16 protein-coding genes and 1 riboswitch are annotated in these 17,898 nt (G+C 73.0%); of the genes, 10 read left to right on the top strand and 6 right to left on the bottom strand.

Annotation, left to right across the window (positions count from 1 at the left end; all coding sequences use genetic code 11):
- Positions 1–133: 133 nt before the first annotated feature.
- From M3677_RS01360 to ribH, 5 genes are all read left to right on the top strand, one after another.
- A complete protein-coding gene (locus M3677_RS01360; protein WP_251159597.1) occupies positions 134–1,462 on the top strand; it encodes an esterase family protein in 1,329 nt (442 codons plus the stop codon).
- Positions 1,459–3,903: a DUF2156 domain-containing protein gene (locus M3677_RS01355; RefSeq protein WP_251159596.1), complete on the top strand. Its 2,445-nt coding sequence runs from the start codon at positions 1,459–1,461 to the stop codon at positions 3,901–3,903. The genes M3677_RS01360 and M3677_RS01355 overlap by 4 nt, the downstream gene beginning before the upstream one ends.
- Before the next feature lie 182 nt (positions 3,904–4,085).
- A riboswitch (FMN riboswitch) is annotated at positions 4,086–4,219 on the top strand.
- A 96-nt stretch (positions 4,220–4,315) separates the two neighbouring features.
- Positions 4,316–4,957 carry a riboflavin synthase gene (locus M3677_RS01350; RefSeq protein ID WP_209685029.1) on the top strand — a complete coding sequence of 214 codons (642 nt, stop codon included), beginning with the start codon at positions 4,316–4,318 and terminating at the stop codon, positions 4,955–4,957.
- Complete coding sequence (gene ribB, locus M3677_RS01345; RefSeq protein ID WP_209685030.1) at positions 4,954–5,649, top strand: 3,4-dihydroxy-2-butanone-4-phosphate synthase; 696 nt, start codon at positions 4,954–4,956, stop codon at positions 5,647–5,649. Before M3677_RS01350 ends, ribB begins: the two co-directional genes overlap by 4 nt.
- Complete coding sequence (gene ribH, locus M3677_RS01340) at positions 5,646–6,125, top strand: 6,7-dimethyl-8-ribityllumazine synthase (protein ID WP_066655326.1); 480 nt, start codon at positions 5,646–5,648, stop codon at positions 6,123–6,125. The genes ribB and ribH overlap by 4 nt, the downstream gene beginning before the upstream one ends.
- 269 nt (positions 6,126–6,394) lie before the next feature.
- Here the strand turns inward: ribH and M3677_RS01335 are convergent, their stop codons facing one another.
- Both M3677_RS01335 and M3677_RS01330 read right to left on the bottom strand, forming a co-directional pair.
- Entirely contained in the window at positions 6,395–6,565 is a 171-nt protein-coding gene (locus tag M3677_RS01335; RefSeq protein ID WP_153257430.1) for a hypothetical protein, read from the bottom strand.
- 91 nt (positions 6,566–6,656) lie between these two features.
- Positions 6,657–7,211: a TetR/AcrR family transcriptional regulator gene (locus tag M3677_RS01330; protein ID WP_066655324.1), complete on the bottom strand. Its 555-nt coding sequence runs from the start codon at positions 7,209–7,211 to the stop codon at positions 6,657–6,659.
- Between the two features lie 136 nt (positions 7,212–7,347).
- On the opposite strand from M3677_RS01330, the gene M3677_RS01325 reads away from it, so the two are divergent.
- The 5 genes from M3677_RS01325 to M3677_RS01305 all read left to right on the top strand — a co-directional run bounded on the left by M3677_RS01325 (position 7,348) and on the right by M3677_RS01305 (position 13,460).
- Positions 7,348–9,411, top strand: coding sequence for an aldo/keto reductase (locus tag M3677_RS01325; RefSeq protein ID WP_251159595.1), 2,064 nt, complete (start codon positions 7,348–7,350; stop codon positions 9,409–9,411).
- Positions 9,390–10,412, top strand: a complete 1,023-nt coding sequence (locus M3677_RS01320) for a LacI family DNA-binding transcriptional regulator (RefSeq protein ID WP_251159594.1) — start codon at positions 9,390–9,392, stop codon at positions 10,410–10,412. The genes M3677_RS01325 and M3677_RS01320 overlap by 22 nt, the downstream gene beginning before the upstream one ends.
- 224 nt (positions 10,413–10,636) lie before the next feature.
- Positions 10,637–12,160 (top strand): MFS transporter, encoded by a 1,524-nt coding sequence (locus M3677_RS01315; RefSeq protein ID WP_066658484.1) that lies wholly within the window; start codon positions 10,637–10,639, stop codon positions 12,158–12,160.
- Between the two features lie 131 nt (positions 12,161–12,291).
- Complete coding sequence (locus M3677_RS01310) at positions 12,292–12,801, top strand: flavin reductase family protein (RefSeq protein ID WP_066655321.1); 510 nt, start codon at positions 12,292–12,294, stop codon at positions 12,799–12,801.
- Positions 12,802–12,845: 44 nt separating this feature from the next.
- Positions 12,846–13,460: a superoxide dismutase gene (locus M3677_RS01305; protein WP_065960721.1), complete on the top strand. Its 615-nt coding sequence runs from the start codon at positions 12,846–12,848 to the stop codon at positions 13,458–13,460.
- Positions 13,461–13,699: 239 nt separating this feature from the next.
- On the opposite strand, the gene M3677_RS01300 is transcribed toward M3677_RS01305, so the two are convergent.
- The 4 genes from M3677_RS01300 to M3677_RS01285 all read right to left on the bottom strand — a co-directional run bounded on the left by M3677_RS01300 (position 13,700) and on the right by M3677_RS01285 (position 17,690).
- Complete coding sequence (locus M3677_RS01300) at positions 13,700–14,272, bottom strand: hypothetical protein (RefSeq protein WP_251159593.1); 573 nt, start codon at positions 14,270–14,272, stop codon at positions 13,700–13,702.
- 90 nt (positions 14,273–14,362) lie between these two features.
- Entirely contained in the window at positions 14,363–15,853 is a 1,491-nt protein-coding gene (locus M3677_RS01295; RefSeq protein WP_251159592.1) for a serine hydrolase, read from the bottom strand.
- Positions 15,850–17,199 carry a deoxyribodipyrimidine photo-lyase gene (locus M3677_RS01290; protein ID WP_251159591.1) on the bottom strand — a complete coding sequence of 450 codons (1,350 nt, stop codon included), beginning with the start codon at positions 17,197–17,199 and terminating at the stop codon, positions 15,850–15,852. Before M3677_RS01290 ends, M3677_RS01295 begins: the two co-directional genes overlap by 4 nt.
- The gene (locus M3677_RS01285; protein ID WP_251159590.1) at positions 17,196–17,690 is read right to left on the bottom strand and encodes a MarR family winged helix-turn-helix transcriptional regulator; all 495 of its coding nucleotides are present in this window, start codon (positions 17,688–17,690) and stop codon (positions 17,196–17,198) included. Before M3677_RS01285 ends, M3677_RS01290 begins: the two co-directional genes overlap by 4 nt.
- Positions 17,691–17,898 lie beyond the last annotated feature (208 nt).

Genomic DNA, 17,898 nt, shown 5'->3' with positions numbered 1-17,898 from the left:
CCGACCCGTGTCCGCGAACCGGATGCCGCTGTGGAGCGCCTGGAGCATCCCTGGGAGCGATCAGTGCTCAACCTGTGCGCAGTGGAAGCGCTTCCGAGGCTGTGCGGCAGCGGTGCGGGGCCACGATGAACCCGTGCTCCACGAACTCCTCCGCGTCCCGATCACCGGCAGCCGCCTGCTCGTCCCGGTGTACGTCCTCGCAGCCCTCCTCGCCGGGTGGGTCCTGGTCGGTCCGGTGCACGAGCGGCACCGGCTGCGTCGTGCCGCGGTCCGGGTCGGGGGAGCGGCGGTCGGAGCGGCGATCGGCCTCGTCGCCGTGTGGTGGACCGGCGACGTGCAGGACGACTTCGGCGTGCAGTTCACCCCGGTCACCCGGATGTGGGTGGCGTTCGCGTTCGCGGGTGTGGCGCTCCTGCTCGTCGTGGCGGTGCAGGGCGGGTGGCTCGCACGGGTCCTCGCCGTCGCCGCGGCCGGTGCGCTCGTGCTGTCGGCGGGCCTCGGCGTCAACGTGGACTTCGGGTTCTACAAGAACATCGAGCAGGCCGTCGCGACCAACCCCTACCGGAGCCGGGACCTGCCGCCGCTGTCGGACCCGGGGTCGCACCTCGAGGTCGACGCGGCGGACTGGCACGCGCCGGCGGGCATGCCGTCGAAGGGCGAGACCATCAGCGTGACGATCCCGGGGACGGTGTCGCACTTCCGGGCGCGCAAGGCGGTGGTCTGGCTCCCGCCGGCCGCACAGGTGGCCCACCCGCCGCGGCTGCCCGTCCTCGTCGCGCTCTCCGGGCAGCCCGGGCAACCGGCCGACATGTTCCAGACCGGCGACCTCGGCAGCTTCCTCGACCGCTACGCCGCCGCGCACCACGGCCTCGCCCCGATCGTCGTGTCGCCGGACCAGCTCGCGGCGCCGAACCGGAACCCGATGTGCGTGGACTCCCGGCGCCTCGGCAGGAGCGCCACCTACGTGATGACCGACACGGTGCAGTGGATCGAGCGGCACCTGCCGGTCGCCAGCGGAGCAGGAGCCTGGGGCATCCTCGGGTTCTCGCAGGGCGCGACGTGCACGATGCAGTTCTCCACCGAGCACCCCGACGTCTTCGGTGCGGCCCTGGCGATCTCGAGCGAGCTCGCCCCGGTGACCGGCGACGCGCAGCGGAGCACCGCGTTGGCGTTCGGTGGTTCGGCTGCCGCCTACCGTGCCGCGGCGCCCGTCGCGATCATGGCGGCGCACGGGCCGTACCACGACCACCTCACCGTCTTCGGCTACGGTCAGGACGACGCCCCCTACCGGGCGTCGACCGAGACCCTGCACGCCGCAGCGGTCCGTGCGGGCATGCAGACGCAGGTCATCGTGTCGCCGGGTTCGGCGCACGACTGGAACACCGTGCGGTACGTGCTGGCCCACGGACTGCCGGTCGTCCTGGCACACCTCGGTCTCCCGCAGGAGGACGGTGCGCTGTGAGCAGGACCACGTCAGGAGCGGCCGCCCTCGGGTCGCGGATCGTCAGGTCGACCCGGCGGCACCCGGTCACGGCGGTCGTCTTCGTCCTCGTGCTCCTCACCTCGATCGCGGGCCTCGTCGTCCGCGTCGTCGGGCACACCGGCTCCCTGGACACCGTGCACTTCGGACCCTTCCGGGTCTTCGCCGTCACCACCGGGGCGCTGGCGCTCGTCCTCACCCTCGCCGGGGTCGTGGCGCTCGTCGGGGCGTCGGAGCGACTGATGGGCAGCAGGCGGACGGCCCTCGCGTTCGTCGTGACCACCGTCGTCGGCACGGGGCTCGGCGCCCTCACGGCCCTCGTCGACCAGGACGACCGCGCGGCCGGCGCGCTGCTGCTCGGACGCGCGACGAGCTTCGACCCGTGGACGGCCATCGTCGGGACGATCGTCACCGCGAGCGCGTTCGCCGGCCCGCTGTGGCGCCGACGGATCCGGGTCAACGTCGTCGCCGTCGTCGCCGCGCTGCTGCTGTACGCCGGACACGCCTCGGACCTCTACGCATCGCTCGCGGCGGCGGCCGGGTGGCTGCTCGGCGACCTGCTCCGCCGGGGCCCCGCCCGGATCGGCTGGACCAGGAGCTCGCACCGCGAGACCCGGGTCCTGCTCGGCACCGTGGTCCTCGTGTCGGCCGTGGGTCCGGTCATCGCGCTCCTCTCCCGTGCCCGCGTCGGGCTCCTGGCCCCGCTCGCGGCCGTCGTCGGCACCGGGCCGGTCACCCCCGTCCACGGCTGCCACGCGGACAGCGCGTCGGGCGAGTGCCTGCGGGGGCTGCTGGCGTACCGGGCCACCGACCCGTGGACGCTCGTGCTCGCGGTCGCACCGCTCCTCGTGCTCCTCGTCGCCGGCCTCGGGCTGTTCCGGGGGAGTCGCTTCGCGGTCTGGCTCGCCGTGGTCGTCGACGTCGTGCTCGCCGTCGCGGCCGCCGTGACCTACGGGCTCCTGCCCGCCGGGGCGGCGGAGCTGCACGGGGCCGAGAACCGGTTCGTGGTCACCGTCTCGGTGACCGCCTCCGTCGTCGTGCCGCTCGCCACCGCGCTCGTGCTCGTGCTGCTCCGCCGTTCGTTCACGGTGCTGCCCGCACGGCGACGCGTCGTGACCTTCGCCGTGGTCGTCCTCGTCGCACTCGGCGTGGTGACGACCGTCGTGCTCGTCACCGCGGCGTCCACGCGCGAGACGGTCGCGGACCCGCTGCGGCTCGTCGTCGCGGCGCTCGGCCCGCTGTCGCCCGTGGTGTTCTGGGACCGGCTGGCGTCCCTCGACCCGGCGCTGCGCTTCGTGCTCGGCGCCGCTGGCCCGGTGCTCTGGCTGGTCGTGGCCGGTGCCGCCGTCCGTCCCACGGGCGCCGTCGAGCCGGACGCCGACGTCGACGGACTCCGCGAGAGCCGACTCCGCGCCCGCACGCTGCTCGAGGCCGCCGGCGGCGACACCTTCGGGTGGATGACCACCTGGCAGGGCAACGCGTACTGGTTCAGCGAGGACGGCCGCGCCGGTGTCGCGTTCCGCCGCAACGGGCGGGTCGCGGTGACGGTCGGCGGTCCCTTCGGGTGGCCGGACGCCCGCGACGCGGCGATGGTCGCGTTCGCGAGGTGGTGTGACGACAACGGCTGGACCGCCGTCTTCTACGGCATCGGGACCGAGGCCGCCGGGACCCTCACCGCGCAGGGGTGGGAGACGCTGCCGGTCGCGGAGGACGCCGACCTCGACCCCCGCACGTGGACCACGAGCGGCAAGAAGAAGCAGGACGTCCGCACCGCCGTGAACAAGGCGGACCGCGAGGGCATCACCGCCCTGTGGTCCTCGTGGCAGGACCTGCCCCCGGCGACGGTCCGGCAGATCGAGGCGATCTCCGAGGAGTGGGTCTCGGAGCGCGAGCTGCCCGAGATGGGCTTCACGCTCGGTGGCGTCGACGAGATGCGGGACCCGGCGGTGCGCACGCTCGTCGCGCTCGACCCCGAGGGCACCGTCCTCGCCGTCACGAGCTGGCTGCCGAGCCACCGTGCCGGCAGGGTCGTGGGGTGGACGCTCGACGTGATGCGGCGCACGGGCGCGGCCCCGAACGGGGTGATGGAGTTCCTCGTCGCGAGTGCGGCGCAGCGGATGCGCGAGGACGGCGTCGAGCGGCTCAGCCTGTCCGCCGCACCGCTTGCGCAGTCCGCGGAGGGTGCCCCCACGGGCGAGGGTGTGCAGGACCTGCTCGACCTGGTGGGCGGCGTGCTCGAACCGGTCTACGGGTTCCGCTCGCTGCTGCGCTTCAAGGCGAAGTTCGGGCCGGAGTTGCACCCGCTGGTGCTCGCCTACCCGGACCCGGTGGCGCTCCCGGCGATCGGTGTCGCCGTCGTGCGGGCCTACCTGCCGGACCTGTCCCTGCGGCAGGCGGTGGCGCTGGTCCGCGGGCGGAGCTGAGACCGGTCCGGCCGTGTCGGACCGACGCCGGCGTCCCGCACGCACCACGGGACGGACGGGAGGCCCGTGGCGGCGCCGCCCCGCGCCTCCCGTCCGTCCCGTGCCCGGCAGGCATCTCCGCGTCACACGGGGCAACGGCCCCGGACGGGCGCCCGGTGTGTGGGGTATCATTTCAGTCACGCAAGCGCTCCGGGGTCGGTGCAATTCCGAACCGGTGGTGACAGTCCACGAGCTGACGCAGGGTGCGAACCCCGCCGATGTTGACCCGGCGGAACTCCGGGACCGACGGTGAGAGTCCGGACGGGAGGAAGCGCAGGCGGACAGGACGTGCCCTCGTACCCGGGGTGCCGCGACCCGTCCGTCCATGCCGACGATCGTCGAGCACCCCCGGAGTCCCGTTGAGAGGACACCAGTGTTCACCGGCATCATCGAGGAACTCGGCACCGTGACCGCCGTCGAGCAGCACGGCGACTCCGTCGCGCTCACCGTCCGCGGCCCGAAGGTCGTCGCCGACGCGCGGCACGGCGACTCCATCGCCACGAGCGGCGTCTGCCTGACCGTGGTCGAGCAGACGGACGAGACCTTCACCGCCTTCGTCATGAAGCAGACGCTCGACATGAGCGCGCACGGCGCGCTCGACGTGGGTGATCGACTCAACCTGGAGCGAGCGGCCTCGGTCGGCGACCGACTGGGCGGCCACATCGTCCAGGGGCACGTCGACGGCACCGCCACGGTGCTCGAGACCGCCGACGGTGACGGCTGGCGGCGCGTCCGGTTCTCGCTCGCCCCCGACCTCAGCCCGCTCGTCGTCGACAAGGGGTCGGTCGCGATCGACGGCGTCTCGCTCACGGTCAGCGCCGTCTCCGCCGAGGACGTCCCGCCGACCGATGCCTGGTTCGAGGTCAGCCTCATCCCGGAGACACTCGAGGCCACGACGCTCGGTACCCGGGTGCCCGGCGACCGGGTCAACATCGAGACCGACGTCCTCGCGCGACACGTCCGCCGCATGCTCCGGCTCGACGCCGCCACGGCTCTCGTCCCGGAGGCACGGTGAGCGCCGTCGACGCCCCGCACGCCGAGCAGGCGGTCGGGCCGCACCTGTCGAGCATCGCCGACGCGGTCGCGGCGATCGCCGCCGGGCGTCCGGTGATCGTGGCCGACGACGAGCACCGTGAGAACGAGGGCGACGTGATCCTCGCCGCCGAGACGGCCTCGCCGGAGTGGATCGCGTGGACGGTCGCGCACTCGTCGGGCTTCATCTGCGCCCCGGTCAGCGCCGAGATCGCCGATGCGCTCGACCTGCCCCCGATGGTCGCGCACAACGAGGACGTCCGCGGCACCGCGTACACGGTGACGGTCGACGCTGCGGTCGGTGTGACGACCGGCATCAGCGCGCACGACCGGGCACGGACGCTGCGGGTGCTCGCCGACCCGACCTCGGTCCGGGACGACCTGCACCGCCCGGGACACGTCGTCCCACTGCGGGCCCGACCCGGCGGCGTCCGTGAACGCGCCGGGCACACCGAAGCCGCGATCGAACTGGTCACCGCAGCCGGGCTCCGGCCCGCGGCGGCGATCTGCGAGATCGTCGGCGAGGACGGCGAGATGATGCGTCTGCCGGGCCTCGTCGAACTCGGGGCGCGCGAGGGCGTGCCCGTCATCACCATCGCCGCACTCGTCGAGTGGCTCGAGGCGGCAGACCGGGCGGCGGCGGAGTCCGCACCCCAGGAGGGAACGACACGATGAGCGGAGCAGGAGCGGCGGAGCGCGACCACGTCGACGGGACGGGCGTCCGGGTGGCGATCGTGACCGGGCAGTGGCACGAGACGATCGCCGGGGGCCTCCTCGCCGGAGCCCAGCGGGAGGTGCAGCGCCTCGGCGCGACCGCACAGGTCGTCCCGGTGCCGGGGAGCTTCGAGCTGCCGGTCGTCGCGAAGGCGGCGCTCGAGAGCGGGTTCGACGCGGTCGTCGCCCTCGGGGTGATCATCCGCGGGGGCACCCCGCACTTCGAGTACGTGTCGAGTGCGGCGACGGACGGTCTGACGAGCGTCGCGCTGCAGACCGGCAAGCCCGTCGGCTTCGGCGTGCTGACGCTGGACGACGAGCAGCAGGGCATCGACCGCGCCGGTCTGCCCGGGTCGAAGGAGGACAAGGGCGCCGAGGCCGCGCACGCGGCGATCGCCACGGCCCTCTCGTTGCGGAGCCTGCGCCAGATGGCCTGACCCGCGACGAGGAGCGGCCGAGCGGGCACGAGCCCTGCGGGGCGTCAGGGTCACCTCCTCGCGCCCACCGCGCAACGGGAAGCACCTCGCGCCACGCAGTTGCGTGGCGCGAGGTGCTTCCCGTTGTGCTGGATCAGTTGCAACCACGACGTGCTCGTGCCCGTCCGACCGTCGTCCAGACCGCCCGTCCGTCCGCCACGGCGCCCGCACGGACGACGACGGCCCCGCACCCTCCGGAGAGGTGCGGGGCCGTCGCGGTACGGCTGTGGTTACTTCTTGCCGAAGACGTGGATCGGCAGGAAGAACGAGAGGCTCATGAGGACGAGGCCGCCCATGAAGACGAAGGCCTGCCCCGACTGCACCTGGAACGCGAACCCGAACAGGTACATCGACACCAGCAGCAGCAGGATCGAGAAGAAAGCGGCGATGACGCGGCCCACGGTGGTACCTCCGGTTCGAGCGGGTGGATCGGGACCAGTCTATCCCCAGGAAGGAGCGGACCGGTTCACGGACGTCCGGGAGACGCCGACGTCAGGCTGCCGGCCGGGTCGCGATGAGCCGGTCGACGACCGCGAGCAGGGCGTCCATGTCGACGGTGCCGCGGTTCGGGCGGACGTCGGTCGCGATCGCGGCGCCGAGGGACGCCTGGTGGTAGAGCCCGTCGCCGAGCAACTTGACCGCCTGCGCCGTGGGGACGTCCCCGAGTGCGTCGACCAGGGTCTCCAGCCACGCGTTCTCGGTCTCGTCGAGGGTGCGCCCGGCCTCCTCGTACCCGGCCTGCTGCAGCCGGCTGGCCGCGAGCAGGGCGAGGTCGAGCTCGCTGCCCACGAAGAGGCAGTTGCGCACGAAGTACCGCGCAGCGCCGTCCTCGGCGTCGCGCATGCGGTCGACGTCGATGGCGGACAGGTCGGACAGGCGCTCGCACAGCCCCTCGACCAGCGCTGCCTTCGACCCGAAGTGGTAGAGCAGCCCGCCCTTCGAGACACCGGCCCGCGCGGCGACGGCGTCGAGGGTCGCCGGACGCTCGCCCTCCTCGCACACGATGGCGACGAAGCTGTCCAGGACACGGTCTCGGGCACTTGCCATGCGGACGAGTCTAGGGAACCGTCCGGACCGTGACGACCGCCGGGTTCCGTGAACGTTCACGAACGGGTTGTCCCGCAGCATCTGCGCGGCTAGCGTCGCCGTGACCGTGAAGGTTCACGACACGAACAGGATCCGCATGTCAGCGCAGACCGCGACCCCCTCCAGCACGCCCGCCGACGGCCCCGGTCCGGACGGCTCGGCGACCCCGGCCCCGACCAGAGCGGGCTGGGCCGTCCTCGGTCCGGGTGGCATCGCCCGCCGCTTCCTCTCCCAGCTGCCCGCGAGCACCGGTACCCTCGTGGCCGCCGGCAGCTCCTCGACCGACCGGGCGCAGGCGTTCGCGGACGAGGCGGCCGACCACGGCTTCACCGACGTCCGAGCGGGGGAGTACGACGCCGTGCTCGCCGACACCGCCGTGGACGCGGTGTACGTCTCGACCGTGCACACCGGCCACGCCGACCTGGTGCTCCGCGCCCTCGACGCCGGCAAGGCCGTGCTCTGCGAGAAGCCCCTCGCCCCGAACCACGGCACGGCGATGGCCCTGGCCGACGCCGCCCGCCAGGTCGGACTGCCGCTGGTCGAGGCGTACATGTACCGCTTCCACCCGCAGACCGTCGCACTGCTCGACCTCGTGCGCGAGGGCGTCGTGGGTGACGTCGTGCACGTCGACGCGTCCTTCGCGTTCCGCAGCGGGGAGCGCACCGGTCGGCTGTTCGACGTCGCCACGGCCGGCGGCGGGATCCTCGACGTCGGCGGGTACCCGGTGACCATGGCCGCCGCGGTCGTGCAGGCCGCCACGGGCGTCGCTGTCGCCGAGCCCGTCGAGCTGACCGCCACCGGCACCCTCGGGCCGACCGGCGTCGACGAGTGGACGGTCGCACACCTGACCTACCGCGACGGCACCACCGCCAGCGTCCGCACCGGCGTCCGCGTGCAGGACGAGAACGCCGTCACGGTGCACGGCTCGCGCGGCCGCATCGTGCTGACCGACCCGTGGACGCTCTCCACCGACCCGACGATCACCGTCCACACGGTCGACGAGGAGCCCCGCACGGTGTCCTTCGCCGGTGCGCAGCCCTACGCGCTCGAGGCCGACGCGACCACGGCGGCGCTGGCGTCAGGCGCGGTCGAGGCGGCGCAGATGACCCTGGACGAGAGCCTCGCCACCGCCCGCACGCTCGACCGCTGGCGCGCCGCGATCGGCCTGCGCTACCCGTTCGAGGCCGAGACCGCCGACGTCCCGACGGTGAGCGGCCGTCCGCTGCGCGTCCGCGACGACGCCCCGATGCGCTACGGCGAGGTCCCCGGCGTCGGCAAGCGCATGTCCCGCCTGGTGATGGGTGTCGACAACCAGCCCGACCTCGCCCACGCGAGCGCGATCTTCGACATGTTCGTCGAGCAGGGCGGCAACGTCTTCGACACCGGCTACGTCTACGGCGGCGGGGTGCTCGAGGGACGACTCGGCCAGTGGATCCAGAACCGCGGCATCCGCGACGACGTCGTGGTCATCACGAAGGGTGCGCACACGCCGTACTGCGACCCGGAGTCGTTGACCCGGCAGCTGCTGGAGAGCCTGGAGCGTCAGGGCACCGACCACGCGGACATCTACATGATGCACCGCGACAACCCGGACGTGCCGGTGGGGGAGTTCGTCGACGTCCTCGACGAGCACCGTCGCGCCGGCCGGATCCGCGTCTTCGGCGGATCGAACTGGACGCCGGCGCGCTTCGACGAGGCGAACGCCTACGCGGCGGCGAACGGGAAGCACGGCTTCGAGGTCCTCAGCAACCACTTCGGCCTGGCCGAGGCGTACGACGTGCCGTGGGACGGCTGCGAGCACGCCACGGACCCGGCGTCGAAGCGCTGGCTCGAGGAGCGCCAGGTGCCGCTGCTGCCGTGGTCGTCGCAGGCCCGCGGGTTCTTCACCGGCCGCGCCGCCCCGGACGACACGAGCGACGCCGAACTGGTGCGCTGCTACTACTCGGACGACAACTTCGAGCGGCTGCGTCGCGCCCGTGAGCTCGGCGAGCAGTACGGCGTGCCGGCGACGGCGATCGCCCTGGCGTACGTGCTGCACCAGCCGTTCCCGACGTTCCCGCTGTTCGGGCCGCGCACGATCGCCGAGGCCCGCTCCTCGATGACGGGGCTGTCGGTCGAGCTCAGCGCGGAGCAGGTCGCGTGGCTGGACCTGCGCGCCTGAGCCGCACCGTCGGCCGGACCCCGGCGCGCGCCACGATCCACGACGTCGCGGCCGCGGCCGGGGTCTCGCGCCAGACGGTCACCCGCGCGGTGAACGGCCTGTACGGCATCAGCCCGGCGACGAAGGAGCGTGTGCTCGCGGCGGCGGCGGCGCTCGACTACCGCCCGTCGCGCTTCGGCCGTGGGCTCGTCACGGGTGGCGACCGCCAGCTCGGTCTCGTCGTCGACGACCTCCGGAACCCGTACTCGCCGGAGCTCGCGGCGGCGGTGCTCCGGCTCGCTGCGGGTCGTGGGTGGGACGTCATGCTGGCCGACGCGGGGCTCGCAGGCGACTCGGACCGCGCGGTCCAGGCGCTCGGGGTCCAGACGGACGTGGTGCTCGGCTACCTCGGTGCCCGGGCGCCCGAGCTCATCGAGCGTCTGGGCACCGTCCCCGTGGTGGAGCTCGACCCTGCCGGCGAGGTCCTCCGCGGTGCCGTCCGCATCGACCCCGCCGAGGCGGTCGAGGACCTCGCCGACCACCTCGTGCACACGGGGGTCCGGCACCCGGTGATCGTCGATGCGTCGGACACCGGCCGTCCGAGCGGTCGTGGCCGGCTGATGCTCGACGCCCTCCGGCGCCGTGGGTACCTGCCCGAGATCGCGATCGCCGACGCCCCGACCTCGGAGCTGGGCGCGGCGATGACGACCAGGGCGCTCGAGCGCTTCCGTCGCGTCGACGCGGTGCTGGCCTTCAACGACCTCATGGCGCTCGGGGTCCTGGGTGCCTGCCGCCGGGCCGGCGTGGACGTGCCGGGCGACGTGCGGGTGGTCGGGGTCGACGGCCTGGCGATCGGCACGCTCGTCGCGCCGACCCTCACGACGCTCGCGGTCGACCTCGACGCGGTCGCGCGCGAGGCCCTCGACCTCGCCATCGGCATGCTGGCCGGTGACCTGCCGCGCTCCGGCGCGGCGGTGCAGCGCACGGTCCGCCACCGGCTGCTGGTGCGCGAGTCCGCCTGAGCGCGCACGGTCGCCGACGGGAGCGGAGGGCGGACGGGAGGCTCGTGGCGGTCCGGCCACGGGCCTCCCGTCCGCCCGTTGGTTGCACTTGCAACCACAACCGTCCAGACGGTACACTCATGGAGTCCTGACGGGGCGCGTGACCACTTCCGCGTCCCGTCTCGTCTGCCCCACCGAAAGTGTCCGCCGTCGACCTGGTCCGGCTCGTTCCCCAGGGAGTCACCGTGTCCACTCTGCTCACCAGCCCCGTCGCCACCGCCGTCACCGGCAGCCGCGCCCGACGGTTCGCGGCGCTCGCCGTCCTGATGCTGCCGGTGCTGCTCATCTCCGTCGACAACACCGTGCTGAGCTTCGCGCTGCCGACCATCGCGCGCGCCCTCGACCCGAGCGCGACGACCCAGCTCTGGATCGTCGACGCCTACCCCCTCGTGCTCGCCGGCCTGCTCGTCGTGATGGGCAGCATCGGCGACCGCATCGGGCGACGCCGGATCCTCGTGATCGGCGCGACCGGGTTCGCACTGCTGTCCGTCGCGGCGGCCTTCGCGACCGAGGCCTGGATGCTCGTCGCAGCCCGCGCCGTCATGGGGGTCTTCGGTGCGATGCTCATGCCGGCGACGCTCTCCATCATCCGCAACGTCTTCGTCGACGCCGGGGAACGGCGGATGGCGCTCGCCGTCTGGTCGACGATGTTCGCGGCCGGCAACGCACTCGGCCCGCTCGTCGGCGGCGTCCTGCTCGCGCACTTCCACTGGGGTGCGGTGTTCCTCGTCGCGGTGCCGATCCTCGTCGTCATGCTCGTCGCGGTGCCGTTCACCGTGCCGGAGTCGCGCGACCCGCAGCCCGGCCCCGTCGACGTCCCGAGCATGCTCCTGTCGCTCGGCGCCCTCGCCCCCACCGCCTGGGCGATCAAGTCGGTCGTGCACCCCGAGGAGCGCGGGTTCGCGATCGCGCTGCTCGCCGTCGGCGTGCTCTGCGGGATCGCCTTCGTCCGCCGCCAGCTCCGCTCCCGCGCGCCCATGCTCGACCTGCGGTTGTTCCGCAGCACCGCGTTCACGGGCAGCGTGCTCATGAACATGGCCGCGATGTTCTCGCTCACCGGCTTCCTGTTCTTCATCGCGCAGCACCTGCAGCTCGTCGCCGGGCTCGACCCCTTCGCGTCCGGTCTGGTGCTCGTGCCCGGTTCGGTGCTCACCATCGTCGCCGGACTCGTCGTCGTGCCGATCGTCGCGCGGGTGGCACCCCGCTGGGTCGTGGCCGTCTCCCTGACGTTCTCGGCCGCCGCGTACGCGATGGTGTCGGTCCTCGGACACCACGCGTCGATCGTCGCGCTGGCGTTCGCCTTCGTGCTGCTCGGCATCGGCATCGGGGCGTCCGAGACCGTCACGAACGACCTCATCATCTCGACGGCCCCCGCGGACAAGGCCGGTGCCGCGTCGGCGGTGTCCGAGACCGCGTACGAGATCGGCGCGGTGCTCGGCACTGCCGTGCTCGGGACGATCCTCGCGACCGCGTACCGGTCGCACGTCGTGGTGCCGGACGCCCTCGCCGGCTCGGCCCGGACAGCGGCGCAGGAGACCCTCGGCGGTGCCGTGTCGGCCGCCGCCGACCTCGGAGGCTCGGCCGGTCAGGCGCTGCTCGAGAGCGCTCGTGCGGCGTTCGACTCCGGTGTGACGATCACCGGCGCCGTGGCGGCGGTGCTCATGCTCGTTGCCGCGGCGGCCTCCGTGGTCATGCTCAAGCGCGACTGAGCCGGGTCGTCCGGCGCGCCCGGGATCGGACGAAGTTGGGAATCGTTGACCGGAAACCCGGTCGAGGTCCTACGTTGGGAGGTGGCCGCGCAGCCGCGGCCGATCCCACCCGGAGGAACACCACGACTGCCATGCCCGACGAAGCCCCGGCCACGACCGCCGACGCGTACAAGGCCGCCTTCCGCGGACACCCCGCCGGTGTCGCGGTCATCACCGCCGAGGGGCCGGACGGTCCCACGGGCCTGACCGCCTCCAGCGTCGCGAGCGTCGCGGTCGACCCACCCGTGCTCGTCTTCTCGCTGTCGACCAAGTCCGGCTCGGCCGGCGTCGTGCTCGGCGCAGACGTCTTCGTCGTGCACCTCGTGGACTCGCTCAGCGTGGGCCTCGCCAAGCGGTTCGCCGCGACCGGCAGCCCCGCAGCGGACGACCCGATGTGGGGCACGTTGCCGACCGGGGACCGGTACCTGCCCGCCGCCGCGACGGCGCTGCGGTGCCGACCGCGATCGACGACCGAGATCGGCTCGTCCACCGTCGTCGTCGCCGAGGTGCTCGACATCGTGGTGGGTCAGGCGCACGGTGAGCCGCTCGTCTACCACAACCGGGAGTTCCACTCCCTCTCCGAACGTTCCCGGCTCTCCTGAGCCGCGGAGCCCGCTCCACCAACCCCAGATCGAAAGGACCTCGAATGGCCGAGTACACCCTGCCCGAGCTGCCGTACGACTACGCCGCCCTCGAGCCGCACATCAGCGGCAAGATCATGCAGCTGCACCACGACAAGCACCACCAGGCCTACGTGACCGGTGCGAACACCGCGCTGCAGCAGCTCGGCGAGGCGCGCGAGTCCGGCAACTTCGGTGCGATCAACAAGCTCGAGAAGGACCTCGCGTTCCACCTCGGCGGCCACGTCAACCACTCGATCTTCTGGACCAACCTGGGCCCCGACACGAAGGTCCCGGAGGGCGAGCTCGCCGCCGCCATCGACGAGTTCTTCGGCTCGTTCGAGCAGTTCCAGGCGCAGTTCGCCGCCGTCGCCAACGGCATCCAGGGCTCCGGCTGGTCGGTGCTCGCGTGGGACCAGGTCGGTCAGAAGCTCGTGACCTTCCAGCTCTTCGACCAGCAGGCCAACGTGCCGCTGGGCGTCGTGCCGATCTTCATGCTCGACATGTGGGAGCACGCCTTCTACCTCGACTACCTCAACGTCAAGGCCGACTACGTCAAGGCCGTGTGGAACATCGTCGACTGGGAGAACGTCGCGGCTCGCTTCGCGAACGCCAAGTCGCAGTCGTTCGTCACCCTGTGACGCGGCTGCCGGTCACGTGCTGACCGGCTGACGGACGGGAGGCGCGGTGCCCGCTGGCACCGCGCCTCCCGTCCGTCTGTCGGTGCCGATCCGTCCGACGGTGCCGATCCGTCCGACGGTGCCGATCCGTCCGACGGTGCCGGTCGGTCCGTCGGCGCCGGTCCGTCCGACGGTGCCGGTCCGTCCGACGGTGCCGCTCGATCCGACGGTGCCGGTCCGTCCGTCGTGCCGTGTGGCCGTCAGGCGGCCGCCAGGCGGAAGGACGACGCGAGCTCCTCGGCGATCGCCCGCAGCGCGCCGTCCACGTCCGAGCGGTCGGGGTCGACGAGTGCGCTCCACTGGGCACCGCGTGCCGCAGCGACCACCGCCCGGGCGGTCCGCTCGGCGTCCGTGCCGCACCGGCCGTGCGCACGGCACCAGGCCGCGAGCTCGTCGACCCGTCGTCGGTGGAGTCGCTGCTGGCGGTCACGGCCGTCGAGGCCCTCGACGCAGCCGAGCTCGAACGTCAGACGGGCTGCGAGTCGCCGCTCCGGGGTGTCGAGCCCGCCGAAGACGGCGAGCAGGTGGTCGGTGAGCGCGCACGGCTCGGCGGCGGGGTCGAGCGCCCGGTCCTGGTCGACGGACAGGTGGTCGACCACGGCGTCGATCAGGGACTCCCGCGAACCGAAGTGGTACACGATCGGGTACGCGCTCGTGCCGAGCACCCGGCCGAGGCTGCGGACGGAGGCGTCCTCGAGCTTGGTGTCCTGCAGGTGCCGGGCGACCTTCGCGACGATCGCGGGCTTCAGGGTCGGGTCGGGTCTCCTGGGCATGGCGTCTCCCGCGAGGTCGAGTGATCGGTCGGCGACCGTGCGCACACGATCACCTGAAATGTTAGCCGATCACCGGCCGGTCCGCGTGGTTCAGTCCTCGGCACGCTCCGGCGTCACCGTCAGGCTCTGCACCCGACCCGCCGCGAGGGGGGCGAGCCGGATCTCGATCCGCAGACGGCCGGCGCTGCCGGGCAGCCACCAGCGCAGGTGCGACGGCACCGAGGACTGCTCGTCGACCGGTGCGGCGGCGAGGTCTGCACCGACGGCGTGCGCGGACTCGAGCAGGGCGCGCCGTCGAGCGGTCCACGGGCGGTCGAGGGGGACGTTCGGCGTGCAGACGGCGGCGCCCAGGTCTGCCGCGCTGTCGTCGTCGACGGCGGGGTCCGCCCAGGCCTGCAGCAGCGTGGTGACGGCCCGACGCGCGGTGTGCGTGGCCTCCGTGGTCTGACGGACGCCCGGCGCGGCTGCTGATCCGCTCGTGGTGGTGGCGGCCGCCGGCGCCGCCGAATCGGCGTCGAGCGCCGCGGCGAGCAGCAGGTCGAGTGCCCGCTCGGCCGGCGCTGAGACCTTCGCCTGCGTGGCGTTCTCGAACGCGACCACGCCGAGGCCGTGCTCCACCGACCACCGGACGTGCGCGGAGAAGCCGGGGTAGCCGCCGGAGTGCGACACGATCTCACCCGCGCGGTCGTCCTGCTCCACGAACAGTCCGAACCCGTACGCCGTCGGTCGCTTCGCCGCGGGCACCACCGAGGACGGCACGATCCGCATCGCCTGCTGCATCGCGCGACGGTCCGCGGGGGAGACCGGCCCGTCCTCCGGCGCTGCGGTGGACGCCGACGCGAGGTACCGGGCCCACCGCGCCAGGTCGCGGACGGTCGAGAAGAGTCCGCCGATGGGCGAGAACGCGCCCGGCCCGGTCATCGGCTGCGGGGTCCACGACCCGTCGTCGTCGCGCTGGCCGACGACGACGAAACCGCGCGCCTCGGCGGCGCTGAACACGGTGTCGGTCAGTCCGAGCGGCCGGAGCACGCGGTCCGTCACCGCCCGGGCGTACGGCGTGCCGGCTGCTCGGGCGATCGCGCGCCCGAGCAGGGCGTAACCGGTGTTCGAGTACGCGAACCGGGTGCCCGGGACGGAGTCGAACAGCAGCCCTGCCCGGAGGACGGCATCGAGGGCGTCGTCGTCGATCGACTCCTGCCGGTCCGCCCACGGGTCGTCGGTCGGCAGCCCGCCGGACATCGTCAGGAGCATCCGGAGCGTCGGCACCGGGGCGTCCGGCGACGGGAGGGCGACCTCGGCGAACGCGGGTACGGCGGTGGTGATCGGGTCGTCGAGGGCGACGGACCCCTCGGCGACCAGGGTGAGCAGCGTCGCCGCGGTCACGCTCTTGGTGCACGACGCGATCCGGTAGACGGTGTCGGCGTCGGGCGCGCTCCCGTCGCCTCGGTCACCGTGTCCTCCGGACGCGACCAGGCCCTCCCGGTCGAACACGCCCCAGACGCTGCTCGGCGCGACCCGGTCGGCGACCCGCGCGGCGAACAGGGCGTCGACCTCGGCGAGCACGTCGCGCGGGACCGTCATGCGCGACGCATCTGGTCGTAGGCGTCCAGTGCACGTTGCCGGGAGGCCTTGAGGTCCACCATCGGCTCGGGGCGTTCCTCGTCCGCGGGGACCCAGCGCCGCACGTACTCCTTGTGCGGGTCGAAGCGTTCCATCTGCCGGTCGGGGTTGAACACGCGGAAGTACGGCGCGGCGTCGAAGCCCGAGCCCGCGACCCACTGCCAGTTGCCCGCGTTGTTCGCCGGGTCGGCGTCGACCAGGGTGTCCCAGAACCACTGCTCGCCGATGCGCCAGTCGACGAGCAGGTTCTTCACGAGGAAGCTCGCCGCGGCCAGCCGGACGCGGTTGTGCATCGCCCCCGAGTGCCAGAGCTCCCGCATGCCGGCGTCGACGAGGTCGAAGCCCGTCCGCCCGTGCCGCCAGCGGTCGAGCTCGTCGTCGTCGACGTCACGCCACGGGAACGCGTCGAACTCGCGGCGGACGTTCACGGTCGCGATGTCGTCGCAGTGGAAGTACTCGTTCCAGTTGAACTCCCGCCACGCGAGCTGGCGGAGGAACGCCGGGGCCTGGCGGCGCTGCTCGGGCTCGAGCTCGCCGTGCAGGCGGTGCCACACCTGGTACGGGCTGACCTCGCCCCAGCGCAGGTGCGGCGACAGGTCGCTGGTCGCCGCCATCGCGGGCTCGTCACGCTGGTCGTAGTCCTCGAGCGCGTCGTGCACGAACTGCTCGAGCTTGCGGTGCGCCCCCGCCTCGCCGGGCTCCCACGCGTCGCGGAGGCCGCCGGCCCAGTCCGGCTCCGTCGGCAGCAGGGCCCAGTCGTCGAGGTCGTCGGAGTCCACGTCCGCGGGAGCGGGCAGGTCGCGCGGCTTCGGCAGCGGGTGCCGCGGTTCGGGCATGGCCTGTGCCGCTCGCCAGAACGGGGTGAACACCTTGAACGGCTCGCCCTGACCGGTGAGCACCGTCCACGGCTCCCAGAGCAGGTTCGCCGCGAAGCTGTGGGCCTCCGTGCCGTCGTCCGTCAGGGCGCTCTTGATCCCCGCATCGAGATCGCGCTCGACCCTGCCGTACCGACGGTTCCAGTAGACGGCGTCCGCCCCGGCCTGCGCGACCACCTCGGGGATCACCCGCGCGGCACTGCCACGGCGCAGGACGAGCCGCGAGTGCCGGGACCGCAGTTCGGCGTCGAGGGCGGCGAGGGAGTGGTGGAGCCACCAGCGGCTCGCGGCGCCGACGGGACGGATGCCCGCGGACTCCTCGTCGAGCACGACCACGACGGTGACCGGGCCGCCGTGGTCGATCGCGGCACGGAGCGCCGGGTTGTCGCCGAGCCGGAGATCCTCGCGCAGCCAGACGACCGCGCCGCTCACGCGGACACCGCCTCGGACGGACGGGGACGGGGACCGGTACCGCCGGCTGCGGTGCGCAGCTTCGTGCACAGCTCCGTGAGGGTGCGGAGTTCGTCGTCGTCGAGTCCGGCTCCGACCTGGTCGGCGATGGTCTGCGCGTGCTGCACCGCCACCGAGCGGTAGACGTCGAAGCCGTGTGCCGTGAGGGCGACGATCACGCCGCGCGCATCCGACGGGTCGGGTTGCTTCTCGACGATGCCGCGCGAGGCGAGGCGGTCGACCAGGCGGCTCACGCTCGGCTGTGTCAGGAGCAGGTGACCGGTCAGGTCGCGCATCCGGCAGCGTCGTCCGGGCTGCGTCGACAGGTTGAAGCAGACGTCGTACTCGTTGAAGGAGATCTCACCGCCCGGGAAGTCGGTGTTGAGTGCGCGCATCACGGTCACCTGTGCCCGGAACAGGGCTTCCCAGGCCGCGACGGCGGTCGCCTTGTCGCTGCGGCGTACGTCGTCCACGGTCGTCGTCCCTCCGGTCGTACGGTCGGTCCACACTACCGAGGGGCGTGTGACACCGGTCGGGTCGCGGGGGACAGCGGACCGGGCCGGGATGTGACGAGGGCCGGGATGTGACGAGGGCCGGGACGTGACGAGGGCCGGTCGCCTTCTGAGCGACCGGCCCTCTCCCTTGCACCAAGAGTGTCCTGCAATCACATTCCGCAGGCGG

The organism is Curtobacterium sp. P97 (assembly GCF_023712445.1).
GTDB lineage: Bacteria > Actinomycetota > Actinomycetes > Actinomycetales > Microbacteriaceae > Curtobacterium.
Note: the sequence above shows the minus strand (reverse complement) of the source record. Positions and strands in the feature narration are given on the sequence as shown.

Coding starts and splice junctions, on each gene's coding strand:
- M3677_RS01310 (WP_066655321.1), top strand. CDS start 12,292: ATGCCCGACGAAGCCCCGGCCACGACCGCCGACGCGTACAAGGCCGCC.
- ribH (WP_066655326.1), top strand. CDS start 5,646: ATGAGCGGAGCAGGAGCGGCGGAGCGCGACCACGTCGACGGGACGGGC.
- M3677_RS01325 (WP_251159595.1), top strand. CDS start 7,348: ATGTCAGCGCAGACCGCGACCCCCTCCAGCACGCCCGCCGACGGCCCC.
- M3677_RS01305 (WP_065960721.1), top strand. CDS start 12,846: ATGGCCGAGTACACCCTGCCCGAGCTGCCGTACGACTACGCCGCCCTC.
- M3677_RS01300 (WP_251159593.1), bottom strand. CDS start 14,272: ATGCCCAGGAGACCCGACCCGACCCTGAAGCCCGCGATCGTCGCGAAG.
- M3677_RS01295 (WP_251159592.1), bottom strand. CDS start 15,853: ATGACGGTCCCGCGCGACGTGCTCGCCGAGGTCGACGCCCTGTTCGCC.
- M3677_RS01330 (WP_066655324.1), bottom strand. CDS start 7,211: ATGGCAAGTGCCCGAGACCGTGTCCTGGACAGCTTCGTCGCCATCGTG.